Origin of the sequence: Streptosporangium sp. G11 (assembly GCF_051192615.1) — a bacterium.
Classification (GTDB): domain Bacteria; phylum Actinomycetota; class Actinomycetes; order Streptosporangiales; family Streptosporangiaceae; genus Streptosporangium.
On record NZ_JBPJUQ010000023.1, the window covers coordinates 1 to 15,276 of the forward strand.

The window sequence follows — 15,276 nt, forward strand, 5'->3', positions numbered from 1 at the left end:
CGCACGTCACGCACCGACGATGGCCTAACTACGTCCCCTGGCGGGGCCAAACGAATCAAGATCTACGAATGCAGTACCGGGAAGTGCTTTTTCCTTACCTCAACGGGGAGGACCTCAACTCCCGGCCGGACTGCTCGGGGCGTCGCTGGGTGATCAATTTCCGGGACTGGCCGATCGAGAAGGCGCGGGAGTATGCGGAGCCGTTCGCGATTGTGGAACGAGACGTCAAGCCCGAGCGTGCCCGCAATTCAGATCGCCGCCGCCGGGAAATCTGGTGGCGGTTCACGCGTCCTACGCTCGAACTGTATGAGGCCATCGCGGACTTTGATCGTGTCCTTGTCATCGCCTTGGTAAGCCGCCTCGTGATGCCAGCCTTTGTGCCTGCACGGCAGGTTTTCGCGCACAAGCTCGGCGTCTTTGCCACCGATAGATCTGCCGATCTTGCTCTGCTTTCCAGTGCGTTCCACAACCAATGGGCTTGGCAACGGTCATCAACGATGAAGACGGACCTTAACTACTCGCCGTCTGATGTCTACGAAGCTTTTCCTCAAGCGACGCGGACCGAGCGGATGGATTGGGCTGGAGCCGGGCTACATGAGTTCCGAAGCAAGCTCATGCTGGACCTCGATCTCGGCTTGACCAAGTTCTACAACCTGGTGAACGACCCGACTCGGTCCGACCCGGAGATCCAGCGGATCAGGGAACTACACGTCGAGATCGACGAGGCCGTCCTTGAGGCGTACGCACTGGACGAGGAGCGGGAATCGGCCATCCGCGACTACGAGGTCCGAAAAGCGAAGGCGCCCCTACCCGCCTGGTCCGACGTCGTCCTGGACCACGGGTTCCATGATCACGGCCAGGGCACCCGCTGGACGATCGGCCCGCAGGCTCGACTGGACATCCTCGACAAACTTCTGGTCCTCAACCACTACCGCCATCGGCAGGAGCCGGAAACTGGCCTTCGTAAGCCCAAGAAAACCGCCCGAGCCAGGAAGACAACCCCCGCCGCCACGGCAGGCCCTGCCTCACCGGCCACGAGCCACGCGGAAAGCCCGAACTCGGCGGCGAAGGAGACCGACTCCTTGCTCGACGATGGCCTGTTTCCCCCGGACGGTGCCCTCTTCTGACGCTCTCCTCCAACGCCTCCCGGCTGCCGCTCCGCAGCCCGGAGGCGTCATGGTCGATGAACCGAGGGGATGAAAGATCAGGTCAGAGAGTCGAACGCGCCGGTTTTGACGCCGCCGATGAACGACTTCCACTCGGCAGGGGCGAAGAGCAGTTTGGCCCCATCCGGGTTCTTGCTGTCACGAACGGCAACTACCCCGGGCAGGTTGGCGGCCACCTCGACGCACTGACCGCCGTTCGATCCGGAACGTGATGACTTCCGCCACACAGCGGCTCTCAGGTCCATTCCTGCCTCACATCTTCAATCATCTTGAGGGACATGTGATCAGGATAAGCCCATCGCCGTATCGCCTCATATCGGTTCCATATTGAGGCCACAAGACTGGAATCAGTCGAGACATGCCCTTCCGCCGATGAGTCGGCATGGATGGCATCTGGTTGCCCGTCCGGAAGCTCGGCGATCATAAAAGCTCCCAGGAGTCCTGGCAGGCATCTCTGATCGACAAGCTGGATAGAAACAGCGGGATTCTGGCCAACCTCCAATAGGTAGTCGAGCTGGCCGCGCATAACCTCAGAATCCCCAACCGGACGGTGCACCACATTGGCGTCGATGAGAGTCAGGAACAGGGGCGGATCGTCCCGCTCCAGGATGGAGCGACGTTGAACCCGGGCCTCAATGCGTTCCTCCACTTCTTGAGAGGTCATTCGGGGTTCTTGGCTGAGAACGTGGCGGGCGTAGGACTCCGTCTGGAGAAGGCCGGGAACGAGGAGGGGATCCCAGGAACGTAGGACGAGGGCGGTCGGCTCGATCTCCTCGACCCAGCTCTGGAACCAGATCGGGCCACCGGGCTGGGCCAGGATGCGCTGACGGAGGCGAGTGAAGGCGCTGCCGTCAGCGGTCTTGAAGAGCTCGTCCAGCTTCTCCGCGTCGGACTTCGACGGTGTGCGGGTGGCTCCCTCCAGACGGCTTATCTGAGTCTGGGTGCAGCCGAGCCGCCGGGCCACGGAGGACTGCGAGAGCTGCGCGGCCTCCCGCAGCCGACGCATCTCGGCGCCGAACCGCACGCGAGGGGATCCAGGGTCGAGGGGCAGCACCTCATCCATTTCATTTCCTCCCGAATTAGAAAAAACGGACTTAATGGTCAGTCGGTGATATCAAATCCAGTCCAGATAAACCAACGGCTGTCATGGTCCGCTCTATCCTGGGTTGCCTATCCAGTAGTCGGTCGACTACCGATAAGGCATTCTAGGCACAGGAATCCTCCTCATGAAAGTGCTGATAAGAAAGCGGTAAACCAATTTCCTAGCCGGAGGCGAATCGAGCCGGATATGAATGATATAGCCATCTTTCGGCCTCCCGTCGCGCGCACCGGAAAGCATTCGAAAGGCGAAACCATGACGACGAGCGAGCCGCCGGCCGAGCGGATCACGGCTTCAACCCGCGAGGACATGCCCCTGCCCTGGCTGACGACAGCGGTCGGCGTGACCTGGCAACTCCCCTTGCCTGACGAACGAGTATGGAAAGGGTGTGGCGAACGCGTGCCGGGTGGGTAAAGATTGATACGTCCCGGCGCCCACCACCCCCGGAGGTCCCAAATGCGCTCCACCTGGTTACTCGCCTTCGGTCTAGCGCTGATGATGGTGGCCTCAGGATGCGCTTCCGGACCATCTTTGAAGGAAGCAGCAGCGGAGTTGCAGAGGGACACACAGCGACTAGAAACCGACGACGTCTTCAAGAACCCGCTCAAAAAACTGCGCATCCTACAGCGCCCAGACAAGGATCTTCCCTGTGCCAAGGACGGATTCAGGCGGGTATTACGAGCAACGGCAGATTACCAACGTGGCAAGGAGGAGGATCTGGACTCCCATTTAGACGGGGCCCAGAGGCTCATAGAAAATACTCTTTCCCAAATTCTAGGCTATAAGCTGGAACACGACATTAGCCAGGTTGATGCTCTAGAGGGGCGGTTTATTTATGGTAGCAAGGAAGTGGGGATTGTCGTGAACGTTTATGTTGCGCCAGAGACCCCAACCTGGCGGTTGCACGTGCAGACCGCCTGCCTGCCGCGCTGAAGAAATTGTCTCGTCAGTCCTGGGTTCGGGCCTTCAAGAGATTCTCGGCCAGGTCGCTAGTCTGAACCCTTGAGGAATTCTCAATCTTGTCATCGAGCTTACCGTTGCCGTCCATCCAATTATCGTAAACGGCTAGCTTCTCTTGGAGTACCTGCTCCCATTTTTTGCCGCCAGTGGCATCATGCTTAGCCTCGGCCATAAATTCGTCATACGTTTTGAGAGCGCCTGTGGCTGTGCTGAGGAGTTCCTTGGGGGGTTCACTCGTTGGGTAACCGCCGCTATGGAGAAGATATGCCATTTCATACTTCATGCGTTTGGCTAGGTCGGCACGGGTCTCGGTGGCTGCTTGGACCTGTGTCTCGAAACTGTCGGCCCACATATCCGATGCGGTGCTGACGATGTAAGCCTGGGTGAACTGCCAGCCAACTTCGAATACCGGCTTCGTGAAGCTAAGCCCGCCGAGCATCAAACCGACGGTGTTCTTGGTGATATCTCGGGTCATATCGGAGATAGCGTCTTCTTCGCCGAGCACGTCTACCGCCGTCATGAACGTGACACTGGCGAAATCGCCGAACATCATCGAGACGTCGCGGAAATAGTTATTGTCGCTCTGTGCATCCAGGCGAGCGGAAGTCAGCAGTGTGTCATGGCGGAACCGTGCCACAGCCGAGTCAAACGCATCAGCAACCTTGTCCTCACCGACGAAGGTCTTCATGAATTGAGAAGTATCGCCGGGGCTTAGGTAGAAAGCGGGAGTCACTCCAGGAAGGGATTTCCAATGTTCGGGGATTTGCATGCCGGAGGAACGGTCGGCGGCCCTGTCGAAGCGTCCGCCCGAGACCATCTCATGGACATACGAATTCGCGACCACGCCCATGGAATCCTTGGCGGGCCATGGCAGGTCGGAGCCGAAGGAGCCCGCGACTTTTATCAGGTCCAGAGCGAAGGTGGCGGCCTCCGGGCTGTGCTGGCCGGCCTTTTCGGTCTTGGCCTCGGTGCCCGCCTCCATTGCCCGGCCGAACGCGTCGGCCACCTCGTCTCCGGTGCCGACGCCCTTGGCGTAGTCGAGGAACAGCTTCATCTTGTCGACCTGGCTGAGCTTGACGTCGGCCCCGCCCATCTTGGCGAAGGCATCCCGTACGGCCGAGCCGTCTCCGTCGAGCACCTCCAGGCCCATGGCGACCAGGTCGTCAGGCAGGTCGTACTTCTTGCCACCCAGGGATCCAGCACGCCACTCCTGGCCGGGTCTCTTCGCGAACTCGTCCAGAGCCAGCGCGCGGGCCGCCGCGCTGCGGATGGACGAGGGGGCGTTCGCGCCCTTGAGCAGCGCGAGCCGGTTCCACGCGACGATCTTGCCGTCGACCGGTTTGACCAGGTCTTCTCTGACCTTGGCGAAGGCAGGGACGAGAGTGGGGGCGTTCAGGGCCGCGCCGAGGGCCTTACTGAAGGTGGCCAGGTCCTGCTTGGCGGTCTTGCTGCCGCTGGCCGCGATGATGCTGGGCAGCGCGTCGCGGACCTTGGGAGACAGCAGGGCGAAGAAGGCGGCGGCGGCCTGGGGGTTTTCGGCGATTTTGGCGACGTCGTCGATGTGCTCGTGGATGAGCTTGGCCTGCAGGTCGCTGTGGAAGTTAACGAGGATGTCCTCGCCGTACATCCTGGCCAGGCCCTGGGCGAGGTCGTAGTCCTTCAGCTCGTCGGGAAGACGGATGAGCCCCCGCCCGCCCGCCGCCACCGACGCCGTGCCGCCCGCGTCGCCCAGCTCCGGGGCACCTTCACCCAGGGAGTTGATCAGGTCGATCCGGCCGTGGAGCATGGAGACCTGTCTCCCGCCCCAGTCGGCGATGTCGCTGATCTCCCGGAGGACGGGGGTCTCGACCCCGTTCTCGCGAAGCTTTCCCTCGAACTCCTTGCTGAACGCGGTCAGCCTGTCGGCGGCGCCGCGCAGGGAGGTGGCGAGCTGACCCATCTGCTCGGGGTCGATGCCGCAGAATTCGGCGGTCGATGCCATGGAACGGTCCCCCTCATGGTCGTGACGGTCATGTGCGTCCGGCCATCTCCCGGCGCATGGCGTTCGCCTCGGCCTCGGTCACCAGCGGAGGGGAGCGGCGCAGCTCCTCCTCGACCGCGTCCACCACGTGCTGGGCGAGCCGTCCCAGCCGCTGGTGCCGGTCTTCCAATTCGGTGGTCCAGGTGGCGGCCGTCGGCCCCGTCCACACCTGTCCGGATCGCATCGCCGAGGAGGCGCGCTGGTAGGCCTGCCGCACCTCGTTGGCCCGGTATTCGGCTTCGACGAGCAATTGCCTCAGCCGTTCGTGCCGGGGACTGGGCACCATCCGCTCGGCCACGCCACCCCCGCCCTTTTCGTGACCCCGTAATGAAGGAGAAAGTCGCATACCAGGTTAGGTATTGATCGTCTAAGTCGGCAAGTCCCGTACCCGGCCGGTATCGCGCTTCCGCCGGTGGGTCTATGACCACACGAGCGGACGGAACTGGTATTTCGGTCATTCCCTCTCATGCCAGAGCGACTACTCCACCCACCACCATCGGAGTAACGCATGACGCTGTTCGAAAAACACATCGACACCATAGAAACCGCCGTCAAGACCGCGTACTGGATATATTTCGTCGCCGGTTTCGTGCTATTCCTCGCCGGTCACGTGACCGTCCTCATGGCCGTCGTGATCGGCATCATCTGGCTGTCCCGTGTCGCCCTGTACGAGATCCGGCGGACCCGGGCGCGCTGGGACCGCGAGAGCGCCGACGAATCGGAACTACGCCGCGAGCAACGACGCGAGCACCGCGAACGAGAGCTGCGTCTCCAGATCCGGCGCCTCCAGCAACCGGACCGCTGACCACACGCTTCCGCCTCGATCATCCATGTCGGCAGGGTCGGCCGCGTTCCCGCCGCACCGGTGAGAGCGGACGGGGCGGGTGGCAGTGGAACGAGTCGGTTCCGTGCCGGATCGCCACCGCGTCGACCCCGGTGACACCGACGAAGCCCTCGAACACGACCTCAGCCGAACACGGCGGATGGCAGTCTGAACAGCGGTGTCGGTGCCATCATGGCTCGGGTTGGCCCGAGCGCGATCGGCGATCCACACGGCCGTGATCGGTTCACCGGCGTCGCGGGCAACCCGGAACGACGCAGATCTCCAGCGAGCGGAAACAAGGAGCAGCCGACGATGGGCAAGGCCAACCGGGAACGGCGCAAAGCCAAGGAGAAGGAGCGCAAGCGGCGGCAGCCCAGGGACGCAGGGGCTCCCCATGGGGCCGGGCCGCATGACTTCTCGCCGTTCGGCTTCCCCGGCAAGGCCGGGTTCTCGCCGTTCGATCAGTCCTGGTCGCTCAGCCCCGCCGTGCTCGCCGAGCAGTTGGTGTCGCAGGCGGTGCACGCCCGGTTGGACGGCGACACCGACGGGTTCGAACGAAGCGCGGCGGCGCTGGTCGAGCGGCCCGGAGTCAGCGGATGGCGGCGCGTCGCCGACCGCACGCTGACCGCCACGCTCCGGCACGATCTGGCCGACGTCTGGCAGCGGGGCTGGCAGCCCGCCGACGTCGCGCGGATGGCCCGCAAGGAGTTCGGCGCCCGGCACGTGCGGCTGTTGACCGACGCGATCGCCGACGAGGCACAGAAGTATGCCGCGGTCACCGTCGACCCCCAATGGCACGGCCAGCTGTCGGCGCTGGAGGCGAAGGTCTGGTGGGAAGGCGACGACTACCCACGGGCACGCGGCGAGCGTGAACGCCTGGACCGGGCCGCCCTGGTCACCCTCCTGCTCCAGCTGATCTGCCTGTTGGCCACCCTTCCCCGGCTGGAGCGGCTGATCGCGCCGCCGGGCACCGCCCGGCACGCCACCCTGCGACGCGGCCCAGCGGTCGACGAGCGCATGTTGACCCGGGTCAGGGCGCTGCTGGCCAAGGCCGAGTCGACGGAGTTCCCCGCCGAGGCCGAGACCTTCACCGCGGCGGCGCAGCGGCTGATGGCCAAGCACAGCATCGATTCGGCACTGCTGGCCGCCGCAGCACACGGCCAAAGCGCCACCGACCAGCCCGCGGGCCGCCGGATCGGTGTCGAGGCCCCCTACGAGGGGCCCAAGGCGGTGCTGGTCGACACGGTGGCCGCGGCCAACCGCTGCCGCGCCATATGGAGCAGTGATTTCGGCTTCTCCACCGTGCTCGGCTTCCCCGCCGATCTGGACGCGGTAGAACTGCTGTTCACCTCGCTGTTGGTGCAGGCCACCACCGCCATGGTGCACGCCGGTTCCCACCGCGACGGCCATGGCCGCTCCACCACCCGTTCCTTCCGGCAGTCGTTCCTCACCTCCTACGCCCAGCGGATCGGCGAGCGCCTGGCCGAGGCCACCGGGGAGGCGGTGCGCGAGGCCGCCGCGAGCTCGGGCACGGACCTGCTCCCCGTGCTGGCCGCCCGCGACCAGGCGGTCGACGAGGCGGTCGACGAGATGTTCCCCCAGCTGACCTCACGCCCGGTGGCCCCGTCCTACAACCTCGACGGCTGGCTCTCCGGCCGCGCCGCCGCCGACCTCGCCACCCTGCACGGCGGCACCGAAGTCACCGGCTGATCGGAGTCCGCCGAGCCATTGCCGGCACGTCGAGGAAGGTACAAAGGAAGCGGTGTCGGCGGGGCGGGCGGCAGCAGAACGAGTCGGTTCCGCTGCGAGGTCGCCGGCACCTCGGCCACGAAGACGCCCTGATCCTCCCGCGCGAGGTGGTGAGCCTGCTCGCCTACATTTCGACCCAGGCCGCGGAGGGGCGCGGTGTCTCGGTCACCGCGTCGTTCACTTTCCGATTGTCCAGGTTCTTCCGTTACACAGGAGCGGACCGTATGTATAGGTCCTTCCGCTCTCGGTGCCGGTGGCGACCAGCCAGCCGCTTTCCTTCGGTTCGAGTTCTCGACACATATCCTCGGCAAGGCCCCGGCTCGTAACCTCTTCCGGTGCGAGAGTGGCGAAAGAGCCGCCACCGACCTTGTGTTCGATCGTGACGGTTTCCACGGTGCGATTGTAGATGTGAAACTGTTCGCCGTCCCGAGGCGTACACGCACCGAGAAAAATCATGGAGATCACCGCCAGAGCCGCCGAACACAGGAGGTCCAGCGTCGGGCATGCGCCACGGGGTACGTTCATGACGACCTCCTCGTTCCCGTCCCCGATGTTCACCCGTGGTGCCCGCCGGTTCTTTCAACGAGCCGGGTGACGGTCTGTTCGTCTGGGAAGCACAGGATCGGCGACACGGTTCTCCTTGGAACACACTACAGTCGGCCGGAGTCGCGGTTCGCTGTCTCCTTGCCGACGACGTTTGAATCCTGACGCTCTGGCATCACCACGGGGTCAGTTATCACGCGTCGCCGGCACTTTCTCACCGCCATCGCGCCGGAGAGGCCGGGACGGAGCCTCTCCGGCGCGATGAATCATCTACGGTCGCATCGAAACCGCCCGGGCACGACCGGTCACGGGATCTTCGAAGAAAAGAACGCACTTGTCGGTACATCAATGAACTGCGTCCTATAGGCATCCGGGAAGAAGTAGCCGCGAATTCGGCAGCTTGAATTCATCGCGCTCGTGCCCACGGTGTAGGAGATAGCGACTCTACGGCCGTTGGGAAAAATTACCGGATGGATTCTCGCTCCATAAATGGTGGAATATTGGGGGTTGGTCGTCGTCTCCGGCGGAGTGTACAGATCGACCATCTCCGACCCGAATCCCCATGCGGTCCTGGAAGGTGTCGCGATGATTTTTCCCGGTGCCTGGGACGCGGGTGTGTGGCGCACCAACCAGAACAGGCCGTTGATGTGAACGACGCTGAAATCCACTTCCGACTTCGGCAGCAGAGGCTTGGACGCAGAGCATGATTCCACCCATTGCGCGGATCCTCCGCTACCTGCGCCGGCGTAGTATCGCCAGCGGGTCTGGTCGACCAGGCCAGAAGGGGTCGAACCGGGTGCGCGTGCGAGGTAGAGCGGTTTCTCGGCCTGAGACCCGTCGGCCTCCCAGCCGTAGACGTAGGTATATCCGTCGTGGTCCAGGAGGGAGGCCCCCCAAATGATCGGGTATGGAGCTCTGGCAGAGCAATCCTGCAGGCTTGAGGGAGTGGCGTTGACCACGCTCTGCGTCTCAAGGTCGTCGGCCGAGAACCTGGCATAGGCGCCGCGTGTGTTCTCGTCGCCTATGCCCTCATAGTAGAACTTGATTATCTCGTTGCCGAAGATCTTTGAGTCTCCGGTCCAGTACTGACCTCCCTCGCCCGCCGGGGTCTTCGCGTACCGAGACCAGAAATCCGTGCTGGGGTCGGTCTCCCGGCAGGTACTGCCACCCGTGATTGTGCGCAGTGCCGACCCGTCTTGGATCACCACTGAATTCCGGATGTAGCTGGTCTCGTTGCCGGTCGATCGCTTCGCGGGATCACCGAGGAAGGTGTCCGCGAAGAACCACGCCCGCTTCCCGTCGGGCAGGGGCAGGGACTGGGCCGCGTCACCACCGCTCCAGTCCGCGCACTTGGCGTTCTCACCGTATGTCTTGAACATGGTGGTCAACGCGGTGTTGATCTGCGGCCCGGGTTCGGTGACCAGGGAGGCGCTCCAGTTCACCGATTCGTCGTTGGCGTCGTTGCCCGGACCGGCTGACGCGGCGACCGTGTCGACCCGGGCGATGATCAGAGTGGCGACCTCCCCTGAATTAAGGGCAATGGATGCGGATCCGGTGCTCTCGGACATGGTCGCCCGCGACCACTGCAACGGAGTCCGCGCCGACAACCCCGACCAGGTGACCAGCAGATAGCGGAAATCCGGCGGTGAATGTCTGTTGCTTCCCGTAACGGTGATGTTGAGTTGCCCGTTACCTGAAGCCGGAGGGGTGAACTCCAAATATGAGGAGCCTCCGGGCTGGATCGCGGGTACCAGTCCTTCCGCCGACCCTCCCCAGGCCAGGGCCGTCTCCACGGCACGAGCGGGACGGTTGTCGGGGGAAAGTTGGTCACGCCAGACACTGGGGGCGTGCGGGTCACTGTAGCCGTCAGCGGCACCGAGAAAAGCGGTTAAATTCGTTGTTTTGGCCCCCAGTCGGTAGTTGGCGACCGTGAAGCCCTCCAGTTCGTTCTTGAGGTTCCGGCCATAGCCGGTCAGCACTTGGTCGATGGCCTCCAGCGGAAGTTTGTCTTCCATCACCTGCCAGGTCTGCCGTACGAAGTCGAACGCGGTCGCCTCGGTCAGATAATTCGCCAGGATGAATGCCCCGTACTGCCGTTTGGGACTCGGGCTCCACGGCGAGAACGCCACGTTCAGCGCCTGCTCGGGTTTCCGCAGGAACAACGCCAGGTTCTGCGCGTAGGCGTCCGGCTTCGGGCCAAAGGGGTTGATCTTCTTGTACATCTCGTGGGTAGCCCACTCAGCGGTGGCCTCCATCCACCAGTTGATGGACGTCAGGTTGGCACCCAGGTGCGCAGTGGACAGATAGTGATACTGCACGGCGTGAAACATCTCGTGGTAGGGGAGGTAGGTGTACCTCCAATGTTGCCGCGTGCCGGGGGTCGACGGAAACGGGTCGCCTGGATCGGGGGGAAGCAGGATCACCGGCCCTCCGGTGTCACTGCCGGGCCCTCCTGTGGGAATGGTGATGCCCGGATGATTGGGATTGACTCCACCGAAATCGAATCCGACGGCCACCTGGACTCCCTGGCCGGTGATGTCGTATCCCCAGGACTCGTACTGTTCCCACGCCTTGACAAGATTGAAGGTGATGGCGTCGATGGCGTCGGGAATGTCGTTCCCGTTGCCGTCCACAGCCTGGACCCCATCTTCCGAGGTGAGACCGTCGACGTTGTAATAGATTTCGAACTTAATCGTCGTGTTCTCGGTGTGAACGCAGGAGAAATACTGCTCCAGGTAGAGGAAGGCGTCACCACACTCGTTCCACGCCGCGGACGGCGTGGCGGACTCCGGTGACACGGAAGGCCGCCTCGTGATCGGGCCGGGGCTTTCGAAGGCGTCCTTCAGCCATGCCTTGGTCTCGGGGGACGCCTGCCGCTCGGCCAGCGACAATGCGTAGTGGAGGGCCAGACCCGCCTCGTGCGGTACTCCCTCCTGCGCCCGTAGTCTCTTTGGGACCTTCTGCGGGCGCGTGAGGCGTTCGACCGAGTAACGCGCGTACTCGTCGACGCTGATCTCTCCGTGCTTCCACGCCTTGGAGAGCGGGTCGTCGTCACCGAAATCGGGTTTCTGCCCTGCCAGCTTCTTGTGCAATTCGCTTTCCGGACGTTCGACCGGCCGATACGCCGTTGGAGCGCTGGCCTCGTCGGGGGGCTGCGGTCGCGCCGGCCCGCCCACCGGCGCCGGAGCCGGGGACTGGCCGGCCATGGCGCCGGGCGCCGTGGACGACTGTAGGAAAGCCGCGAGCATACCGATCACCGTCAACGTCGCCACACGCGTCCGGAAACGATTCCCAGCTGAGAACAATGGATTTTCCACCTGTCAAGAGAGGCGAGGAACGAGATCACTCGTCAGTGGGATGCCGATCCAGCCTGCCGGTAAAGGCGCTATAGGTCCGGGAAGCCATTCGAAATCGATGTCAGAAGTCACGTGAGACAACGCCGAGGGAGATTCCGGCCGTGAGACTGATTACGCCGACGCTCGGGAGACGTCATGGACAGGAGGCCGGGGCGAAGGCGATCGCGTCGAAAGCCACGCTTTCGTCTCCCACGCCGTTACCGTTGAGAGTGCTCAACGACACTTTCGCCGAGCCGGAGAAATTGAACACACCGAGGGCCACCCAGCGGTTCGCCCGCTGACCGGGGTTCGCCTTGACAGGTCGCTGCGTGATCACTCGTGGTCTGATGCCCTGGGCGGTGTGGACGTCGTATCGAGCCTGTCTGGTGTATCCATAGTGGTCCGGCAGGTGGACGAAGATCTCTCTGAGCCCGTTGACCTGCTGGTCCAAAGTCCACGTGCCGGTGACTCTCATGACCGCCCCGTTGTGGCCCGCGTTGCGCGTGTAAGCGAACCACTGGTGGCCGCCGAAACCGTTGCCGAGCTGCTGGAAGTCCGCCTTGGCGGGAACCTTTCCCGCGGAGTCCTTGCCGAACTCCAGGGTGAAGGTTCCCGAGTTGGTCCAGCCCATGTTGTCGCAATCGCCTCGCACGGCGGGAGCGGTACGGGGAACGTCATCGACGATGAGGGCGCCGGACGGCAGGCCGGGAGTGAGGCACGGATACCAGAGATCCTTGGGTTCCTCGCGTTCGGTGGACGCCCAGGAAGGGTCCGAGTAGCGGATGGTGCCCTCGTTCCCACACTGGACCGGGCAGCTCTTCCAGAGTTTCGGGATGTGCCACCAGCATTTGAAGTCTGCGCGCAGACACGTGCCCCGCGGCGTGGAGGCCGGGTCCTCATGATTGACGGTGCCGGGCCGGCAGTCGTTGTGATCCCCGCCCGAGCTTCCCGGCGCGACACAGAACGCGCTGAGATCGACGACGGAAAGGTTCGCCTGCTGGATCACCGGGACTATCGCGGAACGATGGAGGGTGTCGTTCCACCAGGCGGGATTGTAGCCCGCCTGTTCCTGGTACTTATTGAGACTCGTGTCCCAGTAGGTCTTGGTGATGGGCCAGGCCGCCCAGCCGAGCACCTTCTCCTGGTAGGGCCAGTACTGCGGGGTGGCGGCGTCCGCGTAGGCGTTGCCGTCCAGGAACGGGTGGCGTCCCTGCTTCCAGATGGAACTGGAGGGGTTGTTGGTCCAGCCGAGCCCCCAGGCGCCGTTGTTCGGCTTGCCTTCGGCGTCGTTACCGTTGGCCTGCGCCCTGGGGTGCCAGCCGGAGTTGTAAGCCCAGATCGCGAAGTACCAGTTCTCCAGCTTGGAGGAGTCACCGTTGTTGGCGATCATCTGTCCGCCGGTGTCGGTGCGGATCTGGTTCCACTTCTGCGTTAGCGTGCGCAGGCCGGCCGCGATGTTGGTGACGTAGTCGAGGGCGACGGCCTTCTGCTTGTCCTGCGGCCAGGCCACCTCGCCGGGCCGCTCCGAACCGGCCTTGCGCATCCCGTCGGTCTGCTGGGAGATGCCGTATCCACAGTCGGCCTTGGAGAAGTCGATCGTCCAGTCGTTGGAAGGATCGCTGTCATAGACGTTGACTCCGTAGTAGTTGCCCACCAGCGAGTTGCCCGTCTCACCTTCGGAGACCCGCCGCTGGGCCTGCCAGAGGTTCGACTCCTGCGCCAGGATGCCGAGCATGATGTTCGTCGGAACCCGTCCTCCGCCCTGCAGGTCCTCGGCGGGAAACATGGTCTGCGGTGACCAGGCGGGCAGTCCCGATCTCTTCCAGTCGGGGCCCCGGCTCAGTGTCAGCCGTTTTTGCACCAGTTGATCGACGGCCCACTCCACCTGGCGCCAGTGGGGCTGATAGGTCTGGAGTTTCGCGTCGTTACGTGGCACCGCACACGTGTAGCCCGTATCGATCGGATCTTCCGCGGCCATGCTCTGCTGCGGACCGTCCTCGGCCTTCCTCGCCTGTTTCGTGATCTTGGCGAGTCTGGGATTCATCACCGTGCCGGCACGACCCGTCGGCGTGGATCCTGTTTTCGGCACCATCTCGAAGCTCAGCTTCGCCCTCGTCTCGGGGACCTCTGCTTTCACGTCGATTCGTTCGGCGCCTCCGTCGACCGCGCCGTCTCTGCCGACACCGTCGATTCCGGTGTCCCTGGGATCCCCGCGCAGCCCTTCCCGCAGGCCGCGCCGAGCTGCGCTGGTGACGACGAGTTCACCTTGGGAGGAGACCTGACCGGTGGCCGGAGCGGTGAGGACGGCCATCGTGCCGGGAAGTTTCCGAACCTTCTCCGCTCTGCCGACGAGAAAGACCCTGCCCTCGCTGCCCGCGCGGATCGAGAGTTCCCCCAGATCGCCCTCGGCCAGGGTCCTGGTCTCACCACCGTGGTGGTAACGAACGGTCATACGACCCGCAGCCTCCTCGGCGAAGGCGATCCCGCCCTGTTCGTCCACCCGGATGTCGAAGGGGACGGAGCCGGTCTCGGCCAGTGTCCTCAGCTTCCCTGAGCCGGAAACGGAGACGAGGGCGGCGCCCCTGGCTACCGCGTAACCGTCCTTATAAGGGACCGCCGAAGTGATCTGCCCCGGAATGACGACGGGGTCGGTGGTTCGGCCTTCGCCGGTCTTCACCCGGAGCAGCCGGCTGGTGCGGTGCTTCTCGTCAGCCCCCTGAGTGAGCGCGACGGTGTCATCCGCACCACAGCCCGGGTTGAAGTACGCCAGGGTGACCTGATCCTGGAGCTTGACGACCGCTCCGCTGTCGATGTCGACCACCGCCGCGAAGGCTCCTCGCGCGAAGAGTTCGGGCCTGTTGGTGAAATGGCGCGGAGCGTAGACGACCATCACATGGTTGCCCGCCCCGGTCAGGCAGGCATTGCCGATCCATTGGTCGGTGTCCATCCCCGGCTCGCTGAGCGTGGCGACCGTGCGCCACTGGTAGCCGGCGTCCCCCCGTGCTACCAGGACATGAAACCCGGTGGAATCACCCGCCGTGGCGAAGGCGAGATCCTTTGACGTCCTCCACCGCTTCGGAAGAAGACGATCTCGCTGGCCGGGAACTACCTGCGAGATCTCCGGTGGCATCCCGGAAGCTGACTTGACAATCCCCCCTCCCTGAACATGTGCTTCCAACGGGTCGGCCGCCGCACTTCCCTGAAGGGGCATGAGCGCCCCGAAAAGAAGTACGGCGGCCACGCCGGAAATGAACGTCAACCTCTTCGGTACCGTACGTGACATAAGGAACCACCAAAGTGAGATGGAGGAGCGGGAACGACTCTCGAAGCCGGAACTTTCATTCCGAGCACTTCCGGCGATGTCATGCCAACTTAGAGTGACGAATGTTGCACAATGCGCAGGCGGTCAAGGCCAGATGAACATCACGCCTATGTGTGGCGTGACGACCAGACCTTCAGCGCCTAGGCAAGCATTGTCGGCGAGGGTGACGATCCCGGCGTACCCCAGCGCGCTGGATGCCCCCGTTCATTCTGGATGTCCGGTCACGGCGGGCACGCTCGGGCTCTGTGTCCGCCGTAAC

11 protein-coding genes are annotated in these 15,276 nt (G+C 63.7%); 4 read left to right on the top strand and 7 right to left on the bottom strand.

The genetic code is table 11. From position 1 onward, the window contains the following. The first annotated feature begins 68 nt into the window (after positions 1 to 68). The gene (locus tag ACSDR0_RS21935) at positions 69 to 1,127 is read left to right on the top strand and encodes a hypothetical protein (protein ID WP_435290730.1); all 1,059 of its coding nucleotides are present in this window, start codon (positions 69 to 71) and stop codon (positions 1,125 to 1,127) included. A 77-nt stretch (positions 1,128 to 1,204) separates the two neighbouring features. On the opposite strand, the gene ACSDR0_RS21940 is transcribed toward ACSDR0_RS21935, so the two are convergent. Further along, positions 1,205 to 1,411 carry a DUF397 domain-containing protein gene (locus ACSDR0_RS21940; protein ID WP_435290731.1) on the bottom strand — a complete coding sequence of 69 codons (207 nt, stop codon included), beginning with the start codon at positions 1,409 to 1,411 and terminating at the stop codon, positions 1,205 to 1,207. Next, positions 1,402 to 2,229, bottom strand: a complete 828-nt coding sequence (locus ACSDR0_RS21945) for a helix-turn-helix domain-containing protein (RefSeq protein WP_435290732.1) — start codon at positions 2,227 to 2,229, stop codon at positions 1,402 to 1,404. Before ACSDR0_RS21945 ends, ACSDR0_RS21940 begins: the two co-directional genes overlap by 10 nt. A 492-nt stretch (positions 2,230 to 2,721) precedes the next feature. Between ACSDR0_RS21945 and ACSDR0_RS21950 the strand changes: the two genes are divergently transcribed. Beyond that, positions 2,722 to 3,198 carry a hypothetical protein gene (locus tag ACSDR0_RS21950; RefSeq protein ID WP_435290733.1) on the top strand — a complete coding sequence of 159 codons (477 nt, stop codon included), beginning with the start codon at positions 2,722 to 2,724 and terminating at the stop codon, positions 3,196 to 3,198. Positions 3,199 to 3,211: 13 nt separating this feature from the next. On the opposite strand, the gene ACSDR0_RS21955 is transcribed toward ACSDR0_RS21950, so the two are convergent. Then, positions 3,212 to 5,206, bottom strand: a complete 1,995-nt coding sequence (locus ACSDR0_RS21955; RefSeq protein WP_435290734.1) for a hypothetical protein — start codon at positions 5,204 to 5,206, stop codon at positions 3,212 to 3,214. Between the two features lie 28 nt (positions 5,207 to 5,234). Continuing rightward, complete coding sequence (locus tag ACSDR0_RS21960; protein ID WP_435290735.1) at positions 5,235 to 5,543, bottom strand: hypothetical protein; 309 nt, start codon at positions 5,541 to 5,543, stop codon at positions 5,235 to 5,237. A 210-nt stretch (positions 5,544 to 5,753) separates the two neighbouring features. Here ACSDR0_RS21960 and ACSDR0_RS21965 point away from each other — a divergent pair, with 210 nt between their 5' ends. Continuing rightward, on the top strand, positions 5,754 to 6,050 hold the full coding sequence (locus tag ACSDR0_RS21965) for a hypothetical protein (RefSeq protein ID WP_435290736.1): 297 nt from the start codon (positions 5,754 to 5,756) through the stop codon (positions 6,048 to 6,050). A gap of 330 nt (positions 6,051 to 6,380) precedes the next feature. Next, positions 6,381 to 7,778: a DUF2786 domain-containing protein gene (locus ACSDR0_RS21970; protein WP_435290737.1), complete on the top strand. Its 1,398-nt coding sequence runs from the start codon at positions 6,381 to 6,383 to the stop codon at positions 7,776 to 7,778. 216 nt (positions 7,779 to 7,994) lie between these two features. Here the strand turns inward: ACSDR0_RS21970 and ACSDR0_RS21975 are convergent, their stop codons facing one another. The 3 genes from ACSDR0_RS21975 to ACSDR0_RS21985 all read right to left on the bottom strand — a co-directional run bounded on the left by ACSDR0_RS21975 (position 7,995) and on the right by ACSDR0_RS21985 (position 14,642). Then, positions 7,995 to 8,342 carry a hypothetical protein gene (locus ACSDR0_RS21975; protein ID WP_435290738.1) on the bottom strand — a complete coding sequence of 116 codons (348 nt, stop codon included), beginning with the start codon at positions 8,340 to 8,342 and terminating at the stop codon, positions 7,995 to 7,997. A 323-nt stretch (positions 8,343 to 8,665) separates the two neighbouring features. Further along, positions 8,666 to 11,632, bottom strand: a complete 2,967-nt coding sequence (locus tag ACSDR0_RS21980) for a hypothetical protein (RefSeq protein ID WP_435290739.1) — start codon at positions 11,630 to 11,632, stop codon at positions 8,666 to 8,668. A 217-nt stretch (positions 11,633 to 11,849) separates the two neighbouring features. Continuing rightward, positions 11,850 to 14,642 (bottom strand): hypothetical protein, encoded by a 2,793-nt coding sequence (locus ACSDR0_RS21985; RefSeq protein WP_435290740.1) that lies wholly within the window; start codon positions 14,640 to 14,642, stop codon positions 11,850 to 11,852. Between the last annotated feature and the right edge of the window lie 634 nt (positions 14,643 to 15,276).

What these genes read in the sequence shown, in the direction of transcription:
- ACSDR0_RS21965 (WP_435290736.1), top strand. Translation starts at nt 5,754, where the DNA reads ATGACGCTGTTCGAAAAACACATCGACACCATAGAAACCGCCGTCAAG.
- ACSDR0_RS21970 (WP_435290737.1), top strand. Translation starts at nt 6,381, where the DNA reads ATGGGCAAGGCCAACCGGGAACGGCGCAAAGCCAAGGAGAAGGAGCGC.
- ACSDR0_RS21945 (WP_435290732.1), bottom strand. Translation starts at nt 2,229, where the DNA reads ATGGATGAGGTGCTGCCCCTCGACCCTGGATCCCCTCGCGTGCGGTTC.
- ACSDR0_RS21950 (WP_435290733.1), top strand. Translation starts at nt 2,722, where the DNA reads ATGCGCTCCACCTGGTTACTCGCCTTCGGTCTAGCGCTGATGATGGTG.
- ACSDR0_RS21985 (WP_435290740.1), bottom strand. Translation starts at nt 14,642, where the DNA reads ATGGACACCGACCAATGGATCGGCAATGCCTGCCTGACCGGGGCGGGC.
- ACSDR0_RS21940 (WP_435290731.1), bottom strand. Translation starts at nt 1,411, where the DNA reads ATGGACCTGAGAGCCGCTGTGTGGCGGAAGTCATCACGTTCCGGATCG.
- ACSDR0_RS21955 (WP_435290734.1), bottom strand. Translation starts at nt 5,206, where the DNA reads ATGGCATCGACCGCCGAATTCTGCGGCATCGACCCCGAGCAGATGGGT.
- ACSDR0_RS21935 (WP_435290730.1), top strand. Translation starts at nt 69, where the DNA reads ATGCAGTACCGGGAAGTGCTTTTTCCTTACCTCAACGGGGAGGACCTC.
- ACSDR0_RS21975 (WP_435290738.1), bottom strand. Translation starts at nt 8,342, where the DNA reads ATGAACGTACCCCGTGGCGCATGCCCGACGCTGGACCTCCTGTGTTCG.